The sequence below is a fragment of the Paracidovorax konjaci genome, from assembly GCF_900112675.1.
Taxonomy (GTDB): domain Bacteria; phylum Pseudomonadota; class Gammaproteobacteria; order Burkholderiales; family Burkholderiaceae_C; genus Paracidovorax; species Paracidovorax konjaci.
This window is the reverse complement of record NZ_FOMQ01000006.1, coordinates 40,088-62,306: the sequence shown is the minus strand read 5'-3', so window position 1 is coordinate 62,306 and position 22,219 is coordinate 40,088. Positions and strand designations below refer to the sequence as shown.

Genomic DNA, 22,219 nt, shown 5'->3' with positions numbered 1-22,219 from the left:
TTCAGACCATGACCGCATCCATCGAATCCACCATCTTCAGCGATCTGGAAAATCTCGAACAGGCCCTGAGCGAAGACCTCAGCGGGGACCGAGCGCGCGCCATGATCCGCTACTTCTCCGAAGTGTCGCGTGAAAGCGGCACGATGAAGATCCAGGCCCAGGTCGACGCCGAGCGCCAGCTCATCGGCCAACTGGTCGATGCCTTCAATGCCTCGCAGCGCGTGATCAAGAAGATCTGGGAAACGCTGCACGGCACGACGCTGGCCGTCTGAGCGCGAGGAGACCACCATGATCCACTCCGCGCCTTCCAAAGCCAACGCCGCCCTGGCGCCCTCCGTGCCCTACCCGGTGATCTACCGCAACCTGATGAGCGTCGCGCTGCTGGGCACCGTGTACCGCGTCGGCAGCGATGCAGACACCATCAGCCAGGCCGTCGAGGCCACGCTGGAGGATTCCAGCAGCTACCTGCTCTACCGCAACATCGTCCTGGCCATGGCCGGGCAGCGGGGACAGGAGCGCGACCAACTGCTGCACCACGTGGAGAACCACCCCGAAGACGGCGTGAGCAAGGTCGCCCTGGCCCTCACCCTGCTGTTCGAGGGCGACCCGGGGTGGCGCCACTGGATCGACAACGTCCTCGCGACCAGCATGGACCAGCCGGTCCGGCATGCGGCGCAGGGCATCCTGCATTTCCTGGGCAAGGCGCCCAGGCCCGTCCTGCACTGACGGGTACCAGGTAGCGGCGCAACGGCTCCGGCCGGCGCGCCAAACACTGAAGACCGCATGGTGCGGCCTTCTCAGACCGCGGGTGACCGCAACTTTCTATCAAAGGAGTCCCACATGTCCGTTAAAGATGCAGATGCAGCAACCAAGCGTTCCATCCAGCTGCAAGAGCAGAACATGAAGAACCAGGAGGAGCTGACCGATGCCAGCACCAAGAACATGGCCAAGCAGGCCCTGCTCAATTTCCAGAAGGAAATGGCGGAAATGAACGCCAAGACCTTGGGCGCCATGGGCAAGGGCCTGTCCGGCCTCTCGCCGTCCTGATGCGCATCGCGCCCTGCGCGGCTGCGGCCGTGCATGGGCCGGCGTGAAACCCGTTCCCGCAATCCATTTCTTAACTTCCCAAGGAGTCTCCAATGTCCACATCCGGCGCAGATGCAGCAACCAAGCGTTCCATCCAGCTGCAAGAGCAGAACATGAAGAACCAGGAGGAGCTGACCGAGGCCAGCACCAAGAACATGGCCAAGCAGGCCCTGCTCAACTTCCAGAAGGAAATGGCGGAAATGAACGCCAAGACCATCGCGGCCATGGGCAAGGGCCTGTCCGGCCTCGCACCCTCCTGATGCGCATCGCGCCATGTGCGGCTGCGGCCGTGCATGGGCTGGCGTGAAACCCGTTCCCCAAAACCACTCATTACATTCCCAAGGAGCTCCAAATGTCCGTTTCCGGCGCAGACCAAGCAACCAAGCGTTCCATCCAGCTGCAAGAGCAGAACATGAAGAACCAGGAGGAGCTGACCGAGGCCAGCACCAAGAACATGGCCAAGCAGGCCCTGCTCAACTTCCAGAAGGAAATGGCGGAAATGAACGCCAAGACCATCGCGGCCATGGGCAAGGGCCTGTCCGGCCTCGCACCCTCCTGATGGCCGTCAGGCACCGCACGAGAGACGTCCCATCCCCAGGAACAAGCATGCCGTACGCCGTTTTCCTGGCCATGGCCACGCTCTCGTGTGCCGCCTATGTCATTCAGGTGGATGCCGGCACCGCAGCGGCCGCGCAACCCGCGCCCAGCGAGCCGGCATCGCTCACCAGGGCCGACACCGTCGCCCCTCCCCTATTCCAACCATCCACCAGGGAGACCCATCCATGACCCCCCAGCTCTCACGGCGAGAAGTGGTGGCAGGCCTCATCCAGTTGGCAACGAAAGCCATCGAGCATCTGCACACCGACGATGCGGCCGACATCCTCCAAGGAGCACGCATCCTGCGCCCGCGCATGGTCGAACTGGATCTCGTGGAAGGATGGATCTGCATTCAGCGAGGCGAAGTCCACGAATGCCTCCGCCTCATGCGCAACGTGGAAAACAGCCCCACGCACTGGGGCATGGCCAAGGCCCTGATGGCCCAGTGCCAGTTCTTCCTGAAAGACCCCGCGTGGGAAGCCAGCGCCGATGAAGTCCTGGCGGGGTGCAAGGACCCGACCGCGCTCTACCTCATCCAGCGGCTGAACGCACGGCGCCCCGGCAGCACCGCCCTCGCCGCCGAAGAAACCGCACCGCCAGCGGCCGTGGCCGAGGTCCCGGCCCCGCAGCCCGAGCTGCAGCGGCGCAAGTTCCAGCCGGTCGACCCCCTGACCAACCCCTTCGTATTCCAGTTGCGCGCCTGAGCCCGGCGCGCAGCTTCTCCCCCAGCCCACAGGACATCGCCATGAACGCCCTCCAACTGCCCGTCTTTCCGACCCCGGCCATCGAAACCGGCGCGTCTTCGGCCTCCCCCATGAGCGCACTGGCGGAGAAGTTCGCTCGCATGATGGAAGGCTCGCAAGGCACGCAGCAGGCACCGCTGTCCGAAATGTCTCCGGACTCCACCGTCGGCAATGCCCTGCTCCACCAGGACGAGTCGATGCGCAAGACCCTGCAGGACATGCATGCGCTCGCCCATGCGCAGAAGGACGGGTCGCTGAACGACATCGACCTCACGTCCCGCCAGGTCGAACTGATGTACCGGGTGTCCGGCATGCAGTTCCAGTTCCATGCGATGGTCTACCTCGCGCAGAGCAGCAAGAGCGGCATCCAGACGCTCATGCGCAACCAATGACGGGCATGCCATGACTTCCGCCCTGATCCCCCTCCCATCCTTGCGCGCCACGCTGCCTCTGCACCGCTGGCTGGCAGCTTTGCTCGTGCTGCTGGCCCTCACGGGCTGCAAGTCCGACCTCTACACGAAGCAGACCGAGAGCGACGCCAACGACATGGTGGCGGCCCTGCTCGAGAGCGGCATCGACGCCGGCAAGGCGACGTCCGACGCCGGCAAGACCTGGAACGTGCAGGTCGACAAGGACAACGTCGTGAGGTCGCTGGCCGTGCTGCGCTCCTACGGCCTGCCGCGCGAGCGCCACGTCACGCTGGGTGAAATGTTCAAGAAGGAAGGCCTGATCTCCACGCCGACGGAAGAGCGCGTGCGCTTCATCTACGGCGTAGCGCAGCAGTTGGAGGCCACGCTCTCGCAGATCGACGGCGTGGTCACCGCGCGCGTGCACATCGTGCTGCCCAACAACGACCCGCTCGCGTCGACCGTGAAGCCTGCGAGCGCATCGGTCTTCATCAAGTACCGGGAAAGCGCCAACCTGGCCGGCCTGACCGCCGGCATCAAGAACATGGTGGCCCGCAGCGTGGAAGGTCTGGCCTACGAGAACGTGACGGTCACGCTGGTTCCCGGGATGCCCATCGCTCCGGCACCTCCACCAGAGGCTTCGCGCGCAGGCCTGTGGGCCGCGCTGGCTGCGGCCTTGCTGCTGGCCCTGGGCGGCGCAGGGGGCTGGATTGCATGGAAGCGCCCGGATTGGCTGCCGGCCGCGCTGCGGCGCAAGGACGCCACCGCAGGCGCAACCCCGCCCACCGCGGCATTGCCCGCCACGGCGGCCGTGCCGGAAGGGCTGGCCGGATGAGCCGCGCGCACACACTCGCGCAGCTGGCCCGCGAACTCCAGGCCCGCATCGACGCCCTGCCGGCCCACATCGACCCCAGCTGGCGCGTGCCTGCCGGCCTGGCGGGCGCGGGCACGGGCGCGGGCACGACGACGGATGCCGCAGACCTGCCGCTCCAGGTACGCGGGGCCTTCTCGCACGCCTGGTACGCACAGCACTGCGGTCCCCTGCCTGCGCTGGAACACCTGGAAGGCGGCGGTGCGCGGCTGGCCTTGCTGGACCGCAACGCGCTCCTGGCCCAGCTCTGCGCGCTGGCACTGCTGGGCCGCCCGGGCGTATTGCGGTGTTGCGTACAGCGCAGCGCCCGCACGGCTCTGCAGCAGACGCTGGGCCCTGCCTATGCCCCCCTGCGGGCCCGCGACGGCGGCCCCGCGGTGCCCGCCGAGGTGGCCAGCTGGCCTCCGATCGCATGGTCATGGGTGGGCTACCGGGAACTGGTCCGCGCAGGCGCCTGGCCGCACCGCGGACTGCGCCGCATGGTGAGGCTCGCGCTGCCCGCCTCGCGCGCCAGCGCCCCTGCATCGCGGCAGGTGCCTCGGGCAACGGCGGCCGCCCATGAGCGCCTGAAGACACTCGAAACGCTGTTCTCCAGGGGGATCGCATGCTGATCTGGTCATCACCCCGGGGCGCCAGCCTGCAGGCGGCTGCAGGCATTCTGCGCGCCCATGAATTCGACACCGCCACCGAAGCCGTGGCCGTGCTGGAAAGCGCGCGCACGGAGTGCGAGGGGCTCTTCGCACGGGCCCAGCTCGAAGCCGCCGATCTGCTCGAAGCCGCGCGCACCGAGGCGGAGGCAATCCAGGCACGGGCCACCAACGCAGCGCACGATCTGCTGGAACAGGCGCGCGAAGAGGCGGTTGCACTGGCCGAACGCGCCCATGCGGAGGCTTCGCAAGAGGCAGCGAGTGCGTGGCACGCGCGGTTCGCCGAACTCCAGGCCTCGCACGGGGAAGCCATGGCAGGCATGGAACGCCGGCTTGCGCTGGTGGTGGCCACCGCGGTGGAGCGGATGGTCCATGCCGAACCGCGCGAGGCGCTGCTGCGCCGCGCGCTCTCGACCATGCGCGACACGCTCCGCGATGCCGGCACAGCCAGGCTGCGCGTCCATCCGGCAGATCTGGCAGCGGCCCGCTCCGCCCTCACGGTGCTCGACGGCGACACCGAAGCACCCCGCGTGCAGGTGGAGGCCGACCCCGGCCTGGCCCCCGGCAGCAGCGTGTTCGATGCCGACATCGGCCGCCTCGACACCAGCCTGGCGGTACAGCTGGCGGGCCTGCGCGGCGCGCTCGAACGTGCGGTCCGCCACGCGCTCGACGCCCCGCCGTCGGACGAGGACGATGGCGAGGACGACGGCCTGTATGGCGAGGAACATGGGTCCGCGGCAGATGCCGCGCCGGAGAACCACGATGGCCAGGGCGACGGCACGGACGCAGAGGTGACCGTGGCCTATGCCAGGCGCCTCGGTGGCGAAGACGCGGCAACTTCCACGGAACACGACGATGACTGAACTCTCCCGGATCGCGAAGTGGATGGAGCGCGAAGTCGCCTCCGCACCACTCGTTCGCCGCAGCGGCAAGGTGGTGGAGGTGATCGGTACGCTGATGCGCGTGACCGGCCTGGATGCCAAGCTGGGCGAACTCTGCCATGTGCTCGACGAGCATGGCGACCTGCTGCAGGCCGCGGAAGTCGTGGGCTTCGCCAACGGCCAGAGCATCCTTTCTCCGTTCGGCTCCATCCTGGGGGTGCGCGGCGGATCGGCTGTCGTGGGGTTGGGTGAGGTGCTTTCCGTGCCTGTCGGGCCGCGCCTGCTGGGCCGCGTGATCGACAGCCTGGGTCAGCCCATCGACGGCAAGGGCCCCCTGAACTGCACGGAGACACGGCCCGTTTTCGCCCTCCCGCCCACGCCCATGGAGCGCGAGATGATCGAACACCCCCTGCCCACCGGTGTGAAGGCCATCGATGGACTGCTCACCCTCGGCGAAGGGCAACGCATGGGCATCTTCGCGCCGGCCGGCGTCGGCAAGAGTACCTTGATGGGCATGCTGGCGCGCGGCACGCAGTGCGACATCAGCGTGATCGCGCTCATCGGCGAACGCGGCCGAGAAGTGCGGGAGTTCGTGGAGTTCATCCTCGGTGAGGAGGGCATGGCCCGGTCGGTGGTCGTGTGTGCCACATCGGACCGGTCGTCCAGCGAGCGCGCCAAGGCCGCCCACGTAGCCACTGCCGTGGCCGAGTACTACCGCGACCAGGGCCTGAAAGTGCTTTTGATGATGGATTCGCTCACCCGCTTTGCACGGGCGCAGCGCGAGATCGGGCTGGCGGCCGGAGAACCCCCGGCACGCCGCGGCTTTCCGCCTTCGGTGTTCGCCGAGATCCCCCGGCTGCTCGAACGCGCCGGCATGGGAGCGCGCGGCTCCATCACCGCGCTCTACACCGTGCTGTACGAGGACGAGAGCGGCAACGACCCCATTTCCGAAGAAGTGCGAGGGATCCTGGACGGCCACATGATCCTGTCGCGCAAGATCGCGGCGCGCAACCAGTACCCCGCCATCGATGTGCTCGGCAGCCTGTCGCGTGTCATGTCGCAGATCGTCCCCAAGGACCACCAGCAGGCCGGTGGCCGGCTCCGCCAGCTGATGGCCAAGTACGAAGAGATCGAACCCCTCGTGCAGATGGGCGAATACAAGCCTGGCAACGATCCGCTGGCCGACGAGGCCATGGAGAAGTACGAGGAGATCCGGGCTTTTCTCAACCAATCCACCGCGGACCTGTGGGAGTTCGACCGGTCCGTCGACACGCTGGCCGGCATCTCTGGCTGAACCTCGCATCCGGTACCGCGGCGGCTGCGGCCGCCCGCAGGTGCGTCTTCTCTCCGCCGCTGTCTCTGCACGAGCCCGGGCATGTCCTCCCAGGCTGATCCACGGGCATCCCCGTTTTCAATGGGGCGGCGCTTCCCGTATCGGCCGCAGCGACACCGCCACGGCATCCCTTCGCACAAAGAAGAAAGCCTCCAACCGGGGGGCCGGCGGAGGCTTCTCGGTGCGAGGACCGCTGTCAGGCTTCGCGTCGGGCGGCCATGCCGCCGCAGGCCTCATGCGCCGGACTGAAGAGCCTCACATAGGACACATAGACCCCGGAACGTGTGAAGTCGTCGGCCACGAAGGCCTGGTACTTGGCGCGCAGCCACTCGCCCGAGGTCGATCCGCCACGGCGCAGTTGCGCGAGGATGTCGCCGCGCAGCTCGTCGATGTCGGCTTCGGTCATGCCACCCCTGCGCAACGCGACCAGCGCCTCGTCGCGCGGCAGGCCGAGAATGGACACCCGCCGCTCACCGACCGGCTCGGGCCGCAGGAGGATGCCCACCACGGCAGCCGTGCGCTCCACGATCACCTCGCGCAGCTCCGCTTCGCTGAAGGCGGCGCGCAAAGCCTTCCAGTTGGCCGAAGCGGTGCGGTGCGCAGGGCCTTGCCCCGGCCGCCGAGAAACTCCACCACTTGCCGCATCTGGCTGCGCTGCATGGCATCCAGCTCGGAGAACTGGAACCGGTCCATCAGTTGCCGGGCCGGCGATGGCGCGAGGCCATCGCAGACATCGGCGTTTCCGGCCGGCGCGGGCCGGGCCGTGGGCCCGAAGCGCACCATGGGACTGGCGCGCCGCAAGGCCGCCGCGAGCGGAAGCGGCAGGCGCGGCGCCCGCCGCGGCGCGCCCACCAGCGGCCGGGCACCCCGCACGCGGCGATCGCTGCCGGCGCGGGCCATGGAGATGTCTGACAGCATGGACATGGCAGAGATCTCCTCGGTCCTCAGGCGTTTTCAGGGCCGCGGGGCTCGGCCCTTGGGCGGTCTTCCGCAGCACGTACCGCGCCATCGGCTTGCCAGGTGCTGCCGATGCTCTTGTAGTTGACTGCGGCCCAGGCCCCCACGGCGCCGTTGGTGAGCAGCGCACTGGCGGCAGGCGGAAAGTCCTTGGTCACGAATCCCACCAGGTCGCCCACCGAGTTCGCGCTGTCGATGAAGGCCACGCGCGCAGCCACATGGTCTTTCAGCCGGCCGAAGTCGTTGTCCTTGATGTGCGGGGCCAGTTTCTGGAGCGTGTGCGACTGCTGGGCCTCGTGCTCGGTGACGGAGAACCAGTCGGCCGTCTCCAGCACGGTGTTGATGGCCGCCTTCACAGCGATCATCTTGGCGGTGGACGCCGCCGCGTCTCCCAGAGAGAGGCCTTCGACAGGCACGCCACGCAGGACATCCCTCACGTTGGCCGAGGTCACGCCCTTGGGCAGCGTGAGCCCCGGCAAGCCGCCCCAGGCATACCCCGCGGCCATATTGGCACCGCCGTAGAACAGGCCCGCGCTGACGATGTGGCTGCCGCTCACGCCGTTGCTCCGGCCTTCGGGTGTGAGCTTGACCATCCCGAACTTGGACTGGATCCCGTCGCGCATCATCGAATAGACGAGCACCTTGGCTTCACTGGCGATCGTGGCCGCCGCGAAGGAGTTGTCGTCCTTCGCGTAGCCATGTATCGCGAAACCCACATTGACCGCCAGAGAAGCCAGCTGCATGGCAAGCACCAGGTCGGAATGCACCGTCTGCTCTTTTTTCAGTTCGGCTTTTTCTTCGGGCGTCTTCCGGGCCCACTCATCCACGCTCAGTGCATGGAAGCCCCGTGCGGCTTCGTCCGGATTGCGGCGCTCGCGCGCCTGGCGGAGCACCTGCAGCCCCATGTTGGTCACGCCCATGCCGACCTCGATGCCCAGCAGTGCCCCGGCAGGTAGGTGCCTCAGTCCCGCCTGCAAAGCCTCGGCGCCGACCTCCCGAACCGCGGTGGTGACACCCACCGCCACGCTCTGATGGGTCAGGTGGCCGGCAATGGCGCCCACGATCCTCGGATTGGGCGTGAGCAGGTGCTTTGCCACGGGCAGCAGGCCGCTCGCCGATCGCCCGGTATGGTGCAGGGCGGCGCTTGCGCCATCCTTGGCACGCGACATGACGTGGAGCGCGCCGTAGCCCGCGGCTGCGGCGGTGTTGGTCAGGACGCCGCCCACGGCGCTGGCCGCCGTGCGAGCGTCCGCTCCCACTTTCGCCAGCGAGTCTCTCGCCATGGCGCGCCAGCTTTGCTGCTCGGGCACCGGCACATAAGGAGTTTCGTCGCGCGGACCCAGATCGATATTGTCAAACTCGGGAATCTCCCTCTCGTCGGAAAAATCGAAATGCGCCGACTGGAACCGGATGTCCTCCGAACGCAGACTCGATCCCACGCGGAGGGGCGCTGCGTCATGCGTAGGGGACCTATCGGTAATAGGCAAAGGCGTCCTGCGCCGAGAAGACGTCGACATGGTGTCTGTCGACGCGCTGGGATGGCGTTGGGGCGGGCCTCCCGCTGAAGTCTGGTCGTGCCGACGGCTTCGGCCTGCGGAAACCTGTGATGTCTGGGTGCTGGTGCCGGCAGCGTGATCGTCGCTCTGCACGGAAGTCCTCGGCGCGGGACGGGAGCTGTTGTTGGTGGAATTGATCATGGTTCACTCCTGACTTGCCTGGGCAACGGCCACCGGGGTGGCAAGAGGGCTGGCGGCAGCTGACGTGCTCGGCACGCCGAAACCCTGCGCCAGCGCACCCATCTGGCGCACGCCGTTGGCGAGGTGGTCCGCATCGGTGGCAGGCCAGCGGCCGACCAGCACCGAGCCCCGCAGGCCCCGCGCGAACACGACGCCGGCCTTCACGAAAAGATGCATGTTGGCGATCAGACCTGCGCGTGCGCGCGCCGGATCGGCAAAGTAGGCATCGCCCAGTTCGATGGACAGCAAGAGCGTGTCCTCATCTGCATTGGGAACCACGCCCACGCGGTGGCTCTCCAGCTCGAAGAGGCCGGTGCGTGCCGCCTCGCGGCTCTGCTCGGGTGTGGCGCCGAGCTTCAGTGCGGCATCGCGCACCAGGGCCTGCACGGCGGCGGATGCCTCGAACTCCTGCACGGGAGAGGGGGGCTGCGGGAAATCGATGCGTGCATTCATGCTGCAGCCTCCTGTGGGTGGGCCGCCTGCGCCACGGCTTCGGCACCGGCTGCCACCGCTGCGCAGAGAGACAACATACCGTCGAAGTTGGCCGAGAGCATGCGCGGATCGTGCAGATCGGCATCGAGCGGCAGCAGCAGGACGGCATCGCCACCTTCTTCCAGGCTGAAGGCCCAGTTGGCTAGCAGGATCGCCTGACCGTTCGCCAGCAGCAGCGCCTCGGCCCAGCGGGCTTCGGACACGCTCGCCGGGCGACGCACCAGGGCGGTGGCGAGCAAGCGTCCGTCGTCGCGTTCCGACAGCGACGAGACACCCAGCAGGATGCCGTCGGCCATGACCATGCCCTGCTCGCTGAACGCGCGCACGGACGCATCGTCGGCACCCATCAGGCGCACGGCGGCTTCCAGGCACGCTCGGCGCGTGGGTGAAAGATGGAGTCGCGGGGTCGAAGCCGCCTCCGCGATTTCGGGAGTGGTAGTCATCATGCTCCTCCAGCACGTTTTTCGAAGGCCCACCATGTGCAAGTCCGGGTGGCCGGCGGATCAGCGCGCGTGCCGCGCTGCGGCAGTCCGGACAAGGGGGCTGTCGGCTGCTGGAATCCATCCTAGGAACAGCGCCCCACCGCGCGGCGCCGGGTGCGAAGCGCCGTGCCCTGCTGCGAAACGCGGCCGCTCGCCCGCGGCCTGAGGGGCCCATCGCCTTCCAACCGGTCTCTTCGCCCGGGATCGGAGATTCCGCGCGTGGCGGCCTACCCTGGCTCCCTCGACGATTACGCACGCACGATCCCATGATCTCCATTGCCCACGCCGCTTCCGAGGAAGCTTCCACTTGCGAAGAACGTACTGTCCGCGACGTCCGCGGCCTGATCGCGCTGTGCCAGGGAGAAGTCCGGAACCTGCGGAGACTGGCGCTGCGCGGAGCCTTCTGCGACGAAGATCTCCGCCTGCTTCCGGCCACGTTGAGAACACTGGAGCTGGCAGACTGCCCGGCCGTCAGCTCACGGGGGCTGGCCCTGCTGCACGGGCTGCCGCTCGAAACGCTGGTGCTGCGGCGCGTTCCCCTGGATGCGCAAGGCGCAGACCTCCTGGCCCGCCATGCGTCTCTGACCACGCTGCACCTGGAGCATGTCCCGGTCGATGCAACCTGTGCGCAGGCGCTGGCGCGTTCCGGCACTCTCACGGCGCTGCACCTGAACCAGTGCGCACTGACACCGGGCTGCATCGCCGCGCTGGCAGAGAGCCCGCGGCTTTCGCATCTGCAGGCGCGCGGCAACGCACTGGGCCCCGAGGCAGGCGCCGCTTTGCTCGCCTGCCGCACCTTGAAGGTACTCGACCTGAACGACAACCGGCTGGGTCCCCAGGGCACCGCGATGATCGCGCGCATGCGCGGCCTGCAGTCGCTTTCGCTGAATCACAACGCCATCGGCGATCCGGGGGCCCAGGCACTGGCGGAGCTGCCTGGCCTCCATACTTTCATGGCCCATGGCAACCTGATCGGTGAGGCGGGCGCCGGCGCTCTGGCGCAGAGCACTGCATTGCGATCCCTCGGGCTGCACCGCAACCGTCTCGGCGATGCCGGCACCCGCGCCCTGGCAGCCTCGGGGGGACTGGAACACCTCAGCCTCTCCCGCAACGGCATCGGTGTTGCGGGCGCGGCGGCGCTGGCACACATGCCCACGCTGGCGACGCTGGTGGTGGCGCACAACCCCTTGGGCGATGCAGGCGCCACGGCGCTGGCCACCTCGGTCTCCCTGCGCTTCCTCGATGCCGGGGATTGCCAGATCGGTGACTCTGGCGCGGCTGCACTGGCCTGCTGTGCCCGCCTGATGGCGCTTGTCTTGAACAACACGTCATCGGACACGGTGCGCATCGGAGAGCGCGGCGCGCTCGCGCTGGCAGCCAGCCCTTCCCTGGAGGAAATCGACCTCGAAGGGCAGGCCGTCGGCTCGGCGGGCGCGCGCGCATTCGCCGCCAACTTGCGGCTGCGATGCCTCAGCCTCGCGCGCAATGAAGTGGGCAATGCGGGGGCCCACGCGCTGGTGCGCAACGCCACGCTGGCCAGCCTGGATCTTTGGAACAACCGCGTGACCGATGCGACGCTCGACTGCCCATCGGCCCCCTGGATCCGTCGACGAGGCACCGCTTCGCGGTCGGTCGGCCGCGTGTCCGGCTGACCTCTGCGCCCACCCCTTTCTGCGGCGGTCGGGCGACTGGCGGAACCATGCGGGAAAAGCCCGCGGGCTGAGTCTGCGCGGCTTCCTGCGGCTTTCACAGGTGCGCACCGCTTCCTGCTTCACTCCATATCCCGGCACGGACTGCAACCGTCCAGCGCGCTGGCACGCTCCACCGTCCACACCCGGCGGTTCGGAAGCGGTCCCGCTCTCGACCGGGCAAGCCCCTCGCGCAGACGCCTTGCCCCGAGAAGGTCTCTTCACCGTGCCCATCAGGTGTTCCCGGCAGAGGTCTGACCCGCTGCCGCAGCCTCCCAAGAAAAAACGCCCGGGGCACGTTACCGTGCCACCAGGCGTTGCGGGTGTGCAGGATTGCGCAGGCAGCTTGCATGCCACGCGCATCCGGCCGGGGCATCAGCCCGTGTAGTTCTTCCAGCCGCGGTTCTGCGCCCCTTCGACCTGCGCGGCCTTCGGAGCGATCACGTCGTAGGGCGTATCGGTGATGGTGTTGCCACTCAGATGGATCTTCGCCTGGGTGGCGTCCGAACGGACCACGGCTTCCTTGCCGTTCGTGAACGACGAGTTGGTCACCGAGATGTCGATCGGGAAATCCTTTCCGCCATTCGTGCGAACAGCCTTGCCGAAGGTGTCGGCCGTGAAGCCGTCCAGCTTGAAGGATCCACCGGCGTTGAGCTGGAAGATCTTGTCGTTGGCATTGAAAGCGCCGCCGCCGTTCACCTCCACGTTGCCGGGGCCCTTCATGGTGAAAGCGTCCTCGCCCACGTCGCGCCACCAGACATTGTCCAGCTTGGCATCGCCCTTGGCATGAATGCCGTCCGCACCGGAGAGCTGGACGTTCTTGATGCTCGCGCCGGGCTCCAGCAGGAACACAGGCTTCTGGCCCTCGGCTTGGCCGCCGTCTCCCAGCGCCGGGCCCGCCTGGAAGTGCTTGCCGCCGCCGTCGAAGACTTCTCCGGCCTTGACCACGATGGTTTCATTGACCGTTACCTCGCCAGTGGCTGCAGGCAGTGCCTGGGCTTTGCCGGTACCCGCAGTTCCGGAAGGTTTGGTTCCAGCACTGCCCTCCACGCCATCGGTGCCCTTGGAGCCGCTGCTTCCGCCGCCAGAGCCTTCCACGCCCTTGCCGCCGCCACTGCCGCCGCCACCGCCGCCAGAGCCTTCGACGCCCTTGCCGCCGCCGCTGCCGCCGCCACCGCCGCCAGAGCCTTCGACGCCCTTGCCACCGCCACTGCCGCCGCCACCGCCGCTGCCATTGCTGCCCTGGGTGTTTTCATCTCCAGGCTTCTTGCCGGTCAGCATTTCGATGAGCTTCATCAGCAACTCGAGGATCTGCTGCAGTTGTTCCTGACCCTGGGCGCCTTTGCCGCCCAGGCTGTCGACGCCGCTCGTATCGCCATTGATGAAGTTGTCCAGCAGCTGCTTGATCTGATCGCCCGGGCTGGCGCCCGTGGCGCCGCCGGTGCCACCTGCGCCACCGCTGCCACCACCGGTACCGCCCGCGCCGCCTGCGCCACCCGCGTTGCCGCCGCCACCGCCGGCCGCAGCGCCGCCGGCAGCCCCACCGCCATTGCCCCCCTTGAGGGCAAGTCCCAGCAGTTCGGTGAACGACTTCAGCACATCGAGCAATTGCTCAAGGGAGTTCCCGCCGCTGCCGCCCTGGCCTGCCTTGCCGTTCAGCAGGCGCTCCAGCGCCTTGGGATCGCCGCTGAGCAATGCCTCGATCAGCTGCTTCACCAGATCGCCCGTCCCGTCGCCCCCGCCCTGGCTGCCGCCCACACCGCCGGCATAGCCGCTTCCGCCCACGTTACCGCCGCCGCCCGATGCGCCGCCGTTGGAGAGCGACTCGAGGTTCTGCAGCAGGTTCTTGGCGGTGTCGTTGAAGCTGCCGTTCACCGCGCCATCGTCCAGTTGGTCGAGCGTCTTGCTGTCGGTTCCCAACGCGTTCGCAAGCTTCTGCGCAAAGGCGTTGGCCTTCTGGTCGGCGAGCGACTTCTCCAGCGCTTCGGTGAAGCTCTTGAGCAATTCCGTAAAACGCTGCAGCACACCCTCTGGCCCGGACCCGCCGCTGCCCTGGGTGCTGCCGGAGCCGGAAGCGGGATCCTTGCCGCCGACATTGGAGCCTTCCTTGCCGAGCTTGTCCTGAACCGCCTTGAGCACCTGTTCGAGAATCTGCAGGATGATCTGCTGGAGCGGGTTGCTCCCGTTGCCACTGTTGCCGAGGGAGTTCGAAGAACTGCTGGAAAAGCTCAGGGACGAGGCCTGAAATTGCGTCTGGAGAGAGACGGACATGAATGGGACTCCTGTGAAACGTTGAAACAAAACCTCCACCTTGCGGTGAAGCCAGAGCAGGCCCAAGGGGTTGCAGTCCCCCCGGCCCACCTCCCGAGCGATGGGTAGCCAGCCGAGCGCGGGCCGCGACGGGGCGGGCTCCTGCGCAGCGCGCGCATGCGACACATCCCGACTTAGCGCCCCCGTTTGGACGTCCCGTGGCAGCCACGGAGACAGCCCGTACCGAAACGCGGAAGTCGTTCCTGCACGTTACGGGGAGGTTCCGGAGAAAAGAGGCGGTGGCACGAATCGGGGGCCAGGCATGCGAACCGACTGGTCTGCGCAGACTTTCCGCGTGGGACCGGCCTTCCCCGGTGTGCGCTGCCGGCGGAAGGCGTTCCGCCATGGCCGCCCCCGAGCCATGGCGCAAGGCGCACGGGCCCCATGGGCCCGCGTGCATCAACGGCGGGTGCCGTTGCCCGCAGGCTGCGGTGCCGGGGCAGGAGTGGGCGCCGGTGGTTGCGTGTTGTTCTGCTCCGGGGCCGGAGTTTTCTGCGTTTCAGGAACCGGCGGAGGAGGAGGCGCTTCGGTATCTTCAGGGTTCACTGGCTCGGGCCGGGTAGAGGCGGTGTCCTGGAATTCGCGGCCATCGGTCACCGGGGCGGCGGGTGGAGGGCTGGACTGGGTGCCCGTGCTCGCAGGCGCTGCGGGGCTGGGGCTGGGGCTTGCGCCTCCGGCGCCCTGGGGAGCCGGGCTTCCGCTGCCGCCGCCTGCACCTTGTGGCGCAGGGGTTCCACCGGAGCCGCTGCCGGAACCACCGCCCGCCTGCCTGGAATCCTCGCCGCCTTGCTTTTTGCCCATCAGCGCTTCGATCAGCTTCATGAGCACTTCAAGAATCTGCTTGAGTTGCTCTTGCCCTTTCTCACCCTGGCCGTTGAGCATGTTGTCCACGCCACTGGTGTTGCCCTTGGTGAAATCGTCCAGCAGCTGCTTGATCTGGTCGCCGGGGCTGGCGTTTCCGGCAGAACCGCCGTCGGCACCGCCGGTACCGCCCGCACCCGAGCCGGCGCCGCCCGAACCCGAGGCGCCACCGCTTCCTTGCGCGCCACCGCCCCCTCCTGTGCCTTCTGCACCGCCCGTTCCCCCGGAGCCGTCTGCGCCGCCGGAGCCTCCGGCGCCACTGGAGCTGCCGCCCTCACCGCCGGCAGACTTGTTGCCGGACTGGAGCGCCATTTCGAGCAACTGAATGAACTGCTTGAGCACTTCCATGAGCTTGTCGAGCGAGGCGTCGCCCTTGTCGCCCTTGCCATCCGCACCGCCGACATCGTTCTTGCCGCCCAGAAGGTCTTCCACGCCCTTGGAGTCGCCCTTGAGCAGGCCATCCACCAGTTGCTTGGCCAGATCACCGACGCTGCCAGCCCCACTACCGGCGCTGCTGCCTCCACCGCTTCCGCCGCCCACGCCGTCGGTGCTACCGCCACCACCGCCGCTGCCGCCGCCCTGTACATCGCCGCTGCCTCCCGCGCCGCTACCGCCGGACAGGGATTCCAAACTCTTCATGAAATCCTTGGCGAACTCTTCAAAGCTCCCGTTGCTTTGGCCATCGTCCATCTGGTCCAGCGTCTTGCTGTCGGTGCCCAGGGCATCTGCCAGCTTCTGGGCGAAATCATTCGCTTTCGTGCCACCTTGCGAAGAATCCAGAGCCTCGCTGAGGCCCTTGAACATATCGGCGAACTTCTGCATGGCCCCTTGGGGACCGGCGCCACCACTTCCCTTGGAGCCCCCGCCGGAAGCCGCATCGGAGCCACCGACAGCATTGTTCTTGTCGTCCTGTCCCGATTGGTTCTGCAGCGCCTTGATGACCTGCTCGAGGATGAGCATCAGGATCTGCTGCAGGGGATTTTCCGAACTGCTGCTGCCCGATGAATTTCCCGAAGAGTCTGAGAAGCCCAGGGATGATGGTTGAAGCTGCGTTTGAAGAGAGATTGCCATGGATGAACTCCTGTGAAGTGTTGGAAGACAGCGGCCTCCCCGAGGCGAACGCCGGAGCAGCCCCGGCCCCGATGGATATTCCGGCCGCTGCTGCGATAGCGACGGACAGCCCGCACGGGCGCCCGACCCGACCCCTCATCCCGGCACCGCGCCGCCCTGCCGCACACGCGCAGACGCGGGCGCAAGCCATCGGCTCCGGCGCCAAGGAAGGCAGGAGATCGTCCTTTCAAGGTAAAAGGCACGTCCGGTGCCACCGCCGCGGCATGCGAAACGAGCACCGCGCAAGCGAACGCCCGAGAGACCGGAGTTCACGGGCCTGCGCCGGGCGGCAAGGCCGTCAGCGCGCCGGATCGGTGGGGGTGCCAGCCCCTGCGCGACCACCCCCCGGCGCCGGAGCTGGGCTTGGCGCTGTCGCCGCTGACGGCGCCGGAGATCCCATGTCGCCCTGGCCGAAAATGCGCTCCAGGCGTTGCGCCACGGGGCGCAGGGTGAGCTGGGCACGGACCTGGTGGAAGAACACCCCCACCAGCAAGACCAGCAACAGCATGGTGGCGGCCCCCTTGACGGGTTGTGCCAGGCTGCCTGGCTCGAGCTTTTCCGCGGCCTTGCTGAGCAACCCCATCCCCAGGTCGATGAGCATCAGGGTCACGAGCACCGGGCCGGCGATCTTGAGCACCGTCTGCGCGTAGCTGGTGATTTCATCGGGGAAGAACCGCTCCATGAGCACGGGCCAGCTCGGCATCATTCCGCTGAGCGGCCACCAGTCGTAGCTGTCGAACAGCAGCCCGACAAACACCAGCATCCCGCCCAGCATGTAGAAACCCACGATGGCGAGCTGCATGAGCAGGTTGCCCACCGGTGTGCTCTGCTGGCCGCTGAGCGGATTGGTCTGCTGGATGTTGTTGTAGCCCGCCTGGTTGTCGATGAGCATGCCCACGCCTTCCGCCACCCAGAACACCAGCGACACGGCGAACCCGATCAGCATGCCGATGACGGCCTCCTTCAACGCGAGCGCGAGAAACAGCAGAGGGCCGGTCGAGGCGAGCAGACCCGGCGGCTGCCCCCAGGCGATGAAGCCGCCAAGGATGAGAACGGTGCCGTTGCGCACGCGCCCCATCAGCAACTGGTCATTGGTGGCGGGCAGCACCAGCATGGCCGCATAGAAACGCGTGCAACAGAGCGCGAGCAGGCCGAGCATGCCCTTGAAATCCGCCCCAAGCTGGAAGAGCGCCAGGGCATTGTTGACATAGCCGTCCATTGCGTTTCAAGCCCTTGCAGAACGCGATTCCCGGCCCACTGAAGCAGACCGGCGACGCCCACGCACGGCCGCCAACATGCGTGCGACGGCCGTCTCTTCGGCCTCTTCGTCCTGAGCGTCTTCCTGTGCCTTCTCGGCTTCAGCGATGGCGGCGGAGAGCCGGTCCCGCGTCGCCTCGAGCTGTTGCTGCGCGCGGCGCACTGCCACCTCGCAGCGCCGCATCTGGTCGCGGGCGGCCTCGACGCGGCCATTCGCTTGCGCAATCTGCTGTGCAGCCTCTGCGCTCCGGCCTTCCGCCTCGGTAATCAGCATCTGCAGCGTGATCGCATCGCTGCCCAGAAAGCGGCGGCCCTGCTCCGTCGCTGCGGACAGCCGATCACGGCATCCGCGCTCGGCGTCCCGTGTCTGGGCTTCGGCCGCCTGGGCCTGCGCATGGGCCTGCTGTTCGTCCTGCAATGCGCGGACGCTGTTCTGCAAGGCGGCCTCCGCCTGCTCCGAGCGACGGGCCTTGAGGCGCACGAGGGTGCGCAAGCCTTTGATCGTGCTCACTGGTTCTCCATCGGCCAACCCCCGCCGGCCTGCTGCACGCCAGCCTAGGGAAAGGTGCGGCGGCCGAAACCGCAGGGGCCGAAGTGGCAACACGCCATGCGAAGCCGCATGTTCGCGCCGCAAGGCGTTTTCGCACCGCTTCGCACTTGGCGGAACCGCTTCGCGCGGTAGCCGTGCCCGCGCCTCAAGGGCTCCTAGATTGGCGCATGCCGTGCATTCCGCGCGTCGCTTCAACGGTGCCCCATGTCGGAAAAAACCGAAGAACCCACAGCCAAGAAACTCAAGGATGCCCGCAAGAAAGGGCAGACTGCCAAGAGCCAGGACCTCGTGGCAGCCGCTGTCCTGGGCGCAGCCTTGCTGGTGCTGGTCGGGGCCGGTCCGCTGCTCTACGACCGCATGCAGCGCATCGTGTCGACCGCCCTGGAGCAGGGGATGCAGGCACAGAGCACGCAGGATCTTCTAGCCCTGCTCTCCTCCATGGCGCTCGACGGCATGGTGGTGGCCTTCGGCATGGTGATCGTCTCGGTGCTGGTGGCAGCCCTGGCGCTGCTGCCGCAGGTCGGCTTCGCGATCACGTTCGAACCCCTGACGCCCAAGTTCGACAGCCTGAACCCGGCGGAAGGCCTCAAGAAGATGTTCAACGCGCGCTCCCTCGTCGAGTTCGCCAAATCGGTCCTGAAGGCCGTCGTGCTGGGGGCCGTGCTCTGGAAGATCGTGATCGGGCTGGTGCCGCTGCTGGTGGGCTCCGTGTACCTCACACCGGAGGCCAGCGGAAAGATCGCATGGAGTGCCCTCCTGCATCTCTTCTCGTTCGCATTTCTGGTCTTTCTCGTGATCGGGCCCGTCGATTTCGGCCTGCAGCGCTGGCTTTTCATGCGCGACCAGAAGATGAGCAAGGACGACGTCAAGCGCGAGAACAAGGACAGCGAAGGGGATCCGCACCTCAAGGGCCACCTCAAGTCCCTGCGGGAGGAGATGGCGACCAGCCCGCCGCAGGAACGCGTTCCCGGCGCGACCGTGGTCGTGACCAATCCTACGCACTACGCCGTGGCACTGCGCTATGAAGCCGGCGTGACACCGCTGCCCATCGTGGTGGCCAAGGGCATGGACGAACAGGCCGCCGTCATCCGCGGCCTGGCCACCATGCACCACATCCCGCTCATCGCGAATCCGCCGCTGGCACGGGCGCTGCACAAGCTGCCCCTCGATCAACCGATCCCCGAAGAACTGTTCGAAGCCGTTTCCGTGGTTTTGCGCTGGGTGGCCGAACTCGAGCGGCTCGGCGGCGGCGCACCGAACTGACGTCTCCTTTCCATTCCCTGTCCCGTATCGAGAAAGCAAACCATGGCCAAACGATTCGACTCCACCCTCGTCAATGACCTGACGATGGCCGGCTTTCTCGTCGGTGTCATCGCGCTGATGATCCTGCCGCTGCCCACGCTGCTGATCGACACCCTGCTCGCCATCAACCTGAGCATCAGCGTGCTGCTGCTGATGACCACGCTCTTCATTCCGGATGCGGTGTCGCTCTCCACCTTTCCGTCGCTGCTGCTCTTCACCACGCTGTTCCGGCTGTCGCTCAACATCGCATCGACCAAGGCCATCCTGCTGCATGCGGATGCGGGCCACCTGATCGAAAGCTTCGGGCAGTTGGTGGTGGGCGGCAATCTGGTCGTGGGGATCGTCGTGTTCCTGGTGATCACCATCGTGCAGTTCATCGTGATCGCCAAGGGATCGGAGCGGGTGGCGGAGGTCGGTGCGCGGTTCACCCTCGATGCCCTGCCCGGCAAACAGATGAGCATCGACGCCGACCTGCGGGCCGGCCTGCTCACCGCCGACGAGGCCAAGGCCAAGCGGGCACGCCTCAGCATGGAAAGCATGCTGCACGGCGGTATGGACGGCGCCATGAAGTTCGTGAAGGGCGATGCGGTCGCAGGCCTGATCATCACCCTGGTGAACATCCTGGCGGGCGTGGTGGTCGGCATCATGTACCACAACATGACCGCGGGCGAAGCGGCCAACCGCTTCGCGGTGCTGTCCATCGGCGACGCGATGGTGTCGCAGATCCCGGCGCTCTTCATCTGTATGGCCGCCGGTATCCTGACCACGCGCGTGGCGGACGAACACCGCAAGAAGCCCACATCGCTGGGCGAGGACATGACCGAGCAGCTCACGCGCAACACGCGCTCCATGTATCTCGCTGGCGCGCTCACGCTGGGCTTCGCGGCCATCCCGGGATTTCCGGCACTGCCCTTCTGCCTCCTCGCGGCAGGGCTGGTGGGCGGCGGGCAATGGCTCTCGCGCCAGCGCAAGGCGGACAGCGGGAAGACCCATTCGAAACCCATCGCTGCCTTGCTGCGCGAAGGCGGCAAGGGCGAGGGGTCTGCCATCCAGCACCGCGCTCCCGAATTCGCCAAGCCCCTGTCGATCCGGCTGTCCGACCCGCTGGCGAAACTCATCAACGCCGAGCGGCTGAACCAGGCACTGAACAAGGAGCGTGAAGGGCTGCAGACGCGGTTGGGCCTGCCGTTCCCGGGCGCTGCCATGTGGGTGCTGGACGAGTTGCAGGACATGCGCTTCGAAATCCTCATCAACGACGTGCCGGTGGCGCAGCCGCAATTGCCCGGCGACATGCTGCTGCTGCTCGATCCGCAGTCGCCCCTCGCCGCGCAGGCACAGCGCCATGGCCCGCTGCTCGGCATGGTGGAGTCCCTCTGGCTGCCCCAGACCGCGGTTCCGCCGGCCCAGCGTGCAGGCACCTTGCTGGAAGTGGAGCAGGTGATCGCCCGGGAGGTGGTGGAGACCCTGCAGCGCCACGCGCACCTGTTCATGGGCGTGCAGGAAGTGCAGTGGATCATCGAGCGGGCCACGCCCGAATATCCCGGACTGGTTGCCGAAGTGCAGAAGGTCATGCCGCTGCAGCGCATGGCCGAGGTGCTGCGCCGTTTGCTGGAGGAGCAGGTTCCCATCCGCAACATCCGCAGCATCTTCGAAAGCCTCATCACGTGGGCTCCCAAAGAGAAGGATCTGCTGCTGCTCACGGAGTACGTGCGGTCCGACCTCGGCCGCTACCTGGCGCACGAAGCCGGCGGTGGACAGAAGCACCTCTCCGCCATCCTGCTGGCGCCCGAGATCGAACAGGCCATCCGGGGGTGCATCAAGCCCACCCCGGCAGGCAACTACCTGGCCATGTCGCCAGACGATGCACGTGACCTCACGGACCGGATTGCCGCCGTCGCGGGCTCCGCATCCCATGCCGGCGTGGCGCTGGTCACCTCGATGGACATCCGCCGGTACGTCAAGAAAATGATCGAAGGCCGGCTCGAATGGCTGCGCGTGTACTCCTTCCAGGAACTGGGCAGCCTGATCGAACTGCGTCCGATCGGCCGCGTGGCCTGAGGCCGAGCCATGGAGCGCACCGATCTTCTTTCGCGCCAGCGCATGCCCGGCATGCCGTCCGGAACGTTCGCGGATGCAAGCCTGGCAGCAGTGTCCGCGGCCGGGCGCTTCCAGCGCCAACTCTTCCAGGCGGACGACACTCCAGACGGTCCTGCATTCCTGCGCACTGAACGCACAAGACCGTATGGGGCGGGAAAAAACGAGGATTCGGAGAACGCAGCCAGCGATGCCGGCAACCCCTCCTCCGAGGCCTCGCACCTTGCCAGCAGCTTCACGGCCATGCCCTGCATCGCGCAGCAGCGGTTGCTGCCCTCTGACGCAGGACGCGATGGCATCGGATTGGACGAGGACCAGGCTGCCGCAGACCGTGAGGCCGACGCTGTGCCACCCGCCGATGCACAGGCCGGATCGGCTGTGCACGACGCCGCCGCGCCGCCCCCGTCCACGCAGCCCCCTGCATGCCGCGACACCGCCAGCCTTTCCCGGGAAAGGCAGGGCAGCCAGGAATCGGAGGATTCGCCAGCGGATGCCGCATCGCGTGTGAATGCCGCTCCGCAAGCCCCACCCGCGTGGTTGCAGGACACGGTACAGCGCATCGCCTGGCTTTGCGCCCAGGCAGACCCGGCCTTTCAGTCCTGGTCGGTCACGGTGCCAATGGACCCGGCCGTGCTGCCTGAATGCGAACTCGGCCTATCGCTTTCGCCCTATGCGATGAGCCTTCGGTTCCGAACCAGCTCTTCAGAGTCGGCACGCCTAATCTCACTCCATCGCGATCCCCTGCGCGCACAGCTCGAGGCATTGGGCCCGAGCCCACGCGGCATCGACATCGAACTGGAAGCATCGACGTGAAC

25 protein-coding genes are annotated in these 22,219 nt (G+C 67.2%); 16 read left to right on the top strand and 9 right to left on the bottom strand.

Annotation, left to right across the window (positions count from 1 at the left end; all coding sequences use genetic code 11):
- The first annotated feature begins 8 nt into the window (after window positions 1-8).
- From BM144_RS10655 to sctN, 12 genes are all read left to right on the top strand, one after another.
- On the top strand, window positions 9-272 hold the full coding sequence (locus BM144_RS10655; protein WP_092951993.1) for a hypothetical protein: 264 nt from the start codon (window positions 9-11) through the stop codon (window positions 270-272).
- A gap of 16 nt (window positions 273-288) precedes the next feature.
- Window positions 289-726 carry a hypothetical protein gene (locus BM144_RS10650; protein ID WP_092951991.1) on the top strand — a complete coding sequence of 146 codons (438 nt, stop codon included), beginning with the start codon at window positions 289-291 and terminating at the stop codon, window positions 724-726.
- A 114-nt stretch (window positions 727-840) separates the two neighbouring features.
- Window positions 841-1,047, top strand: a complete 207-nt coding sequence (locus tag BM144_RS10645) for a hypothetical protein (protein WP_092951989.1) — start codon at window positions 841-843, stop codon at window positions 1,045-1,047.
- Window positions 1,048-1,139: 92 nt separating this feature from the next.
- The gene (locus tag BM144_RS10640; protein ID WP_092951987.1) at window positions 1,140-1,346 is read left to right on the top strand and encodes a hypothetical protein; all 207 of its coding nucleotides are present in this window, start codon (window positions 1,140-1,142) and stop codon (window positions 1,344-1,346) included.
- Between the two features lie 92 nt (window positions 1,347-1,438).
- Entirely contained in the window at window positions 1,439-1,645 is a 207-nt protein-coding gene (locus BM144_RS10635; RefSeq protein ID WP_092951985.1) for a hypothetical protein, read from the top strand.
- A gap of 47 nt (window positions 1,646-1,692) precedes the next feature.
- Complete coding sequence (locus BM144_RS10630) at window positions 1,693-1,872, top strand: hypothetical protein (RefSeq protein WP_092951983.1); 180 nt, start codon at window positions 1,693-1,695, stop codon at window positions 1,870-1,872.
- Window positions 1,869-2,387 (top strand): HrpB1 family type III secretion system apparatus protein, encoded by a 519-nt coding sequence (locus BM144_RS10625; protein WP_092951981.1) that lies wholly within the window; start codon window positions 1,869-1,871, stop codon window positions 2,385-2,387. Before BM144_RS10630 ends, BM144_RS10625 begins: the two co-directional genes overlap by 4 nt.
- Before the next feature lie 41 nt (window positions 2,388-2,428).
- Window positions 2,429-2,818, top strand: coding sequence for a type III secretion protein (locus BM144_RS10620; protein ID WP_092951979.1), 390 nt, complete (start codon window positions 2,429-2,431; stop codon window positions 2,816-2,818).
- A gap of 10 nt (window positions 2,819-2,828) precedes the next feature.
- Window positions 2,829-3,668: a type III secretion system inner membrane ring lipoprotein SctJ gene (gene sctJ / locus BM144_RS10615; protein WP_092951977.1), complete on the top strand. Its 840-nt coding sequence runs from the start codon at window positions 2,829-2,831 to the stop codon at window positions 3,666-3,668.
- The gene (locus BM144_RS10610) at window positions 3,665-4,315 is read left to right on the top strand and encodes a type III secretion protein HrpB4 (RefSeq protein WP_092951975.1); all 651 of its coding nucleotides are present in this window, start codon (window positions 3,665-3,667) and stop codon (window positions 4,313-4,315) included. The genes sctJ and BM144_RS10610 overlap by 4 nt, the downstream gene beginning before the upstream one ends.
- Window positions 4,309-5,214, top strand: coding sequence for a type III secretion system stator protein SctL (sctL, locus tag BM144_RS10605; RefSeq protein ID WP_092951973.1), 906 nt, complete (start codon window positions 4,309-4,311; stop codon window positions 5,212-5,214). The genes BM144_RS10610 and sctL overlap by 7 nt, the downstream gene beginning before the upstream one ends.
- Complete coding sequence (gene sctN, locus BM144_RS10600; RefSeq protein WP_092951971.1) at window positions 5,207-6,526, top strand: type III secretion system ATPase SctN; 1,320 nt, start codon at window positions 5,207-5,209, stop codon at window positions 6,524-6,526. Before sctL ends, sctN begins: the two co-directional genes overlap by 8 nt.
- 235 nt (window positions 6,527-6,761) lie before the next feature.
- Here sctN and BM144_RS10595 read toward each other — a convergent pair whose 3' ends face one another.
- The 5 genes from BM144_RS10595 to BM144_RS10575 all read right to left on the bottom strand — a co-directional run bounded on the left by BM144_RS10595 (window position 6,762) and on the right by BM144_RS10575 (window position 10,193).
- Window positions 6,762-7,133: a hypothetical protein gene (locus BM144_RS10595; protein WP_092951969.1), complete on the bottom strand. Its 372-nt coding sequence runs from the start codon at window positions 7,131-7,133 to the stop codon at window positions 6,762-6,764.
- Entirely contained in the window at window positions 7,094-7,489 is a 396-nt protein-coding gene (locus BM144_RS10590; RefSeq protein ID WP_092951967.1) for a hypothetical protein, read from the bottom strand. The genes BM144_RS10595 and BM144_RS10590 overlap by 40 nt, the downstream gene beginning before the upstream one ends.
- A 20-nt stretch (window positions 7,490-7,509) precedes the next feature.
- A complete protein-coding gene (locus BM144_RS10585; RefSeq protein WP_092951965.1) occupies window positions 7,510-8,961 on the bottom strand; it encodes a hypothetical protein in 1,452 nt (483 codons plus the stop codon).
- A 261-nt stretch (window positions 8,962-9,222) separates the two neighbouring features.
- Entirely contained in the window at window positions 9,223-9,711 is a 489-nt protein-coding gene (locus BM144_RS10580) for a hypothetical protein (protein ID WP_092951963.1), read from the bottom strand.
- Window positions 9,708-10,193: a hypothetical protein gene (locus tag BM144_RS10575; protein ID WP_245783625.1), complete on the bottom strand. Its 486-nt coding sequence runs from the start codon at window positions 10,191-10,193 to the stop codon at window positions 9,708-9,710. The genes BM144_RS10580 and BM144_RS10575 overlap by 4 nt, the downstream gene beginning before the upstream one ends.
- Before the next feature lie 305 nt (window positions 10,194-10,498).
- On the opposite strand from BM144_RS10575, the gene BM144_RS10570 reads away from it, so the two are divergent.
- On the top strand, window positions 10,499-11,884 hold the full coding sequence (locus BM144_RS10570) for a leucine-rich repeat domain-containing protein (protein ID WP_092951959.1): 1,386 nt from the start codon (window positions 10,499-10,501) through the stop codon (window positions 11,882-11,884).
- Window positions 11,885-12,295: 411 nt separating this feature from the next.
- Here the strand turns inward: BM144_RS10570 and BM144_RS10565 are convergent, their stop codons facing one another.
- The 4 genes from BM144_RS10565 to BM144_RS10550 all read right to left on the bottom strand — a co-directional run bounded on the left by BM144_RS10565 (window position 12,296) and on the right by BM144_RS10550 (window position 17,969).
- The gene (locus tag BM144_RS10565) at window positions 12,296-14,257 is read right to left on the bottom strand and encodes a pectate lyase (protein WP_245783624.1); all 1,962 of its coding nucleotides are present in this window, start codon (window positions 14,255-14,257) and stop codon (window positions 12,296-12,298) included.
- 372 nt (window positions 14,258-14,629) lie between these two features.
- Entirely contained in the window at window positions 14,630-16,051 is a 1,422-nt protein-coding gene (locus BM144_RS10560) for a hypothetical protein (RefSeq protein ID WP_092951955.1), read from the bottom strand.
- Window positions 16,052-16,499: 448 nt separating this feature from the next.
- A complete protein-coding gene (gene sctT / locus BM144_RS10555) occupies window positions 16,500-17,420 on the bottom strand; it encodes a type III secretion system export apparatus subunit SctT (RefSeq protein WP_092951953.1) in 921 nt (306 codons plus the stop codon).
- Between the two features lie 6 nt (window positions 17,421-17,426).
- Complete coding sequence (locus BM144_RS10550; protein ID WP_092952496.1) at window positions 17,427-17,969, bottom strand: type III secretion protein; 543 nt, start codon at window positions 17,967-17,969, stop codon at window positions 17,427-17,429.
- Between the two features lie 243 nt (window positions 17,970-18,212).
- On the opposite strand from BM144_RS10550, the gene sctU reads away from it, so the two are divergent.
- The 3 genes from sctU to BM144_RS10535 are packed head-to-tail and all read left to right on the top strand — an operon-like array spanning window position 18,213 to window position 22,217.
- The gene (sctU, locus tag BM144_RS10545) at window positions 18,213-19,271 is read left to right on the top strand and encodes a type III secretion system export apparatus subunit SctU (RefSeq protein WP_092951951.1); all 1,059 of its coding nucleotides are present in this window, start codon (window positions 18,213-18,215) and stop codon (window positions 19,269-19,271) included.
- Between the two features lie 42 nt (window positions 19,272-19,313).
- Window positions 19,314-21,368, top strand: a complete 2,055-nt coding sequence (gene sctV, locus BM144_RS10540) for a type III secretion system export apparatus subunit SctV (protein ID WP_092951949.1) — start codon at window positions 19,314-19,316, stop codon at window positions 21,366-21,368.
- Between the two features lie 9 nt (window positions 21,369-21,377).
- Complete coding sequence (locus BM144_RS10535; RefSeq protein WP_092951947.1) at window positions 21,378-22,217, top strand: type III secretion HpaP family protein; 840 nt, start codon at window positions 21,378-21,380, stop codon at window positions 22,215-22,217.
- Window positions 22,218-22,219 lie beyond the last annotated feature (2 nt).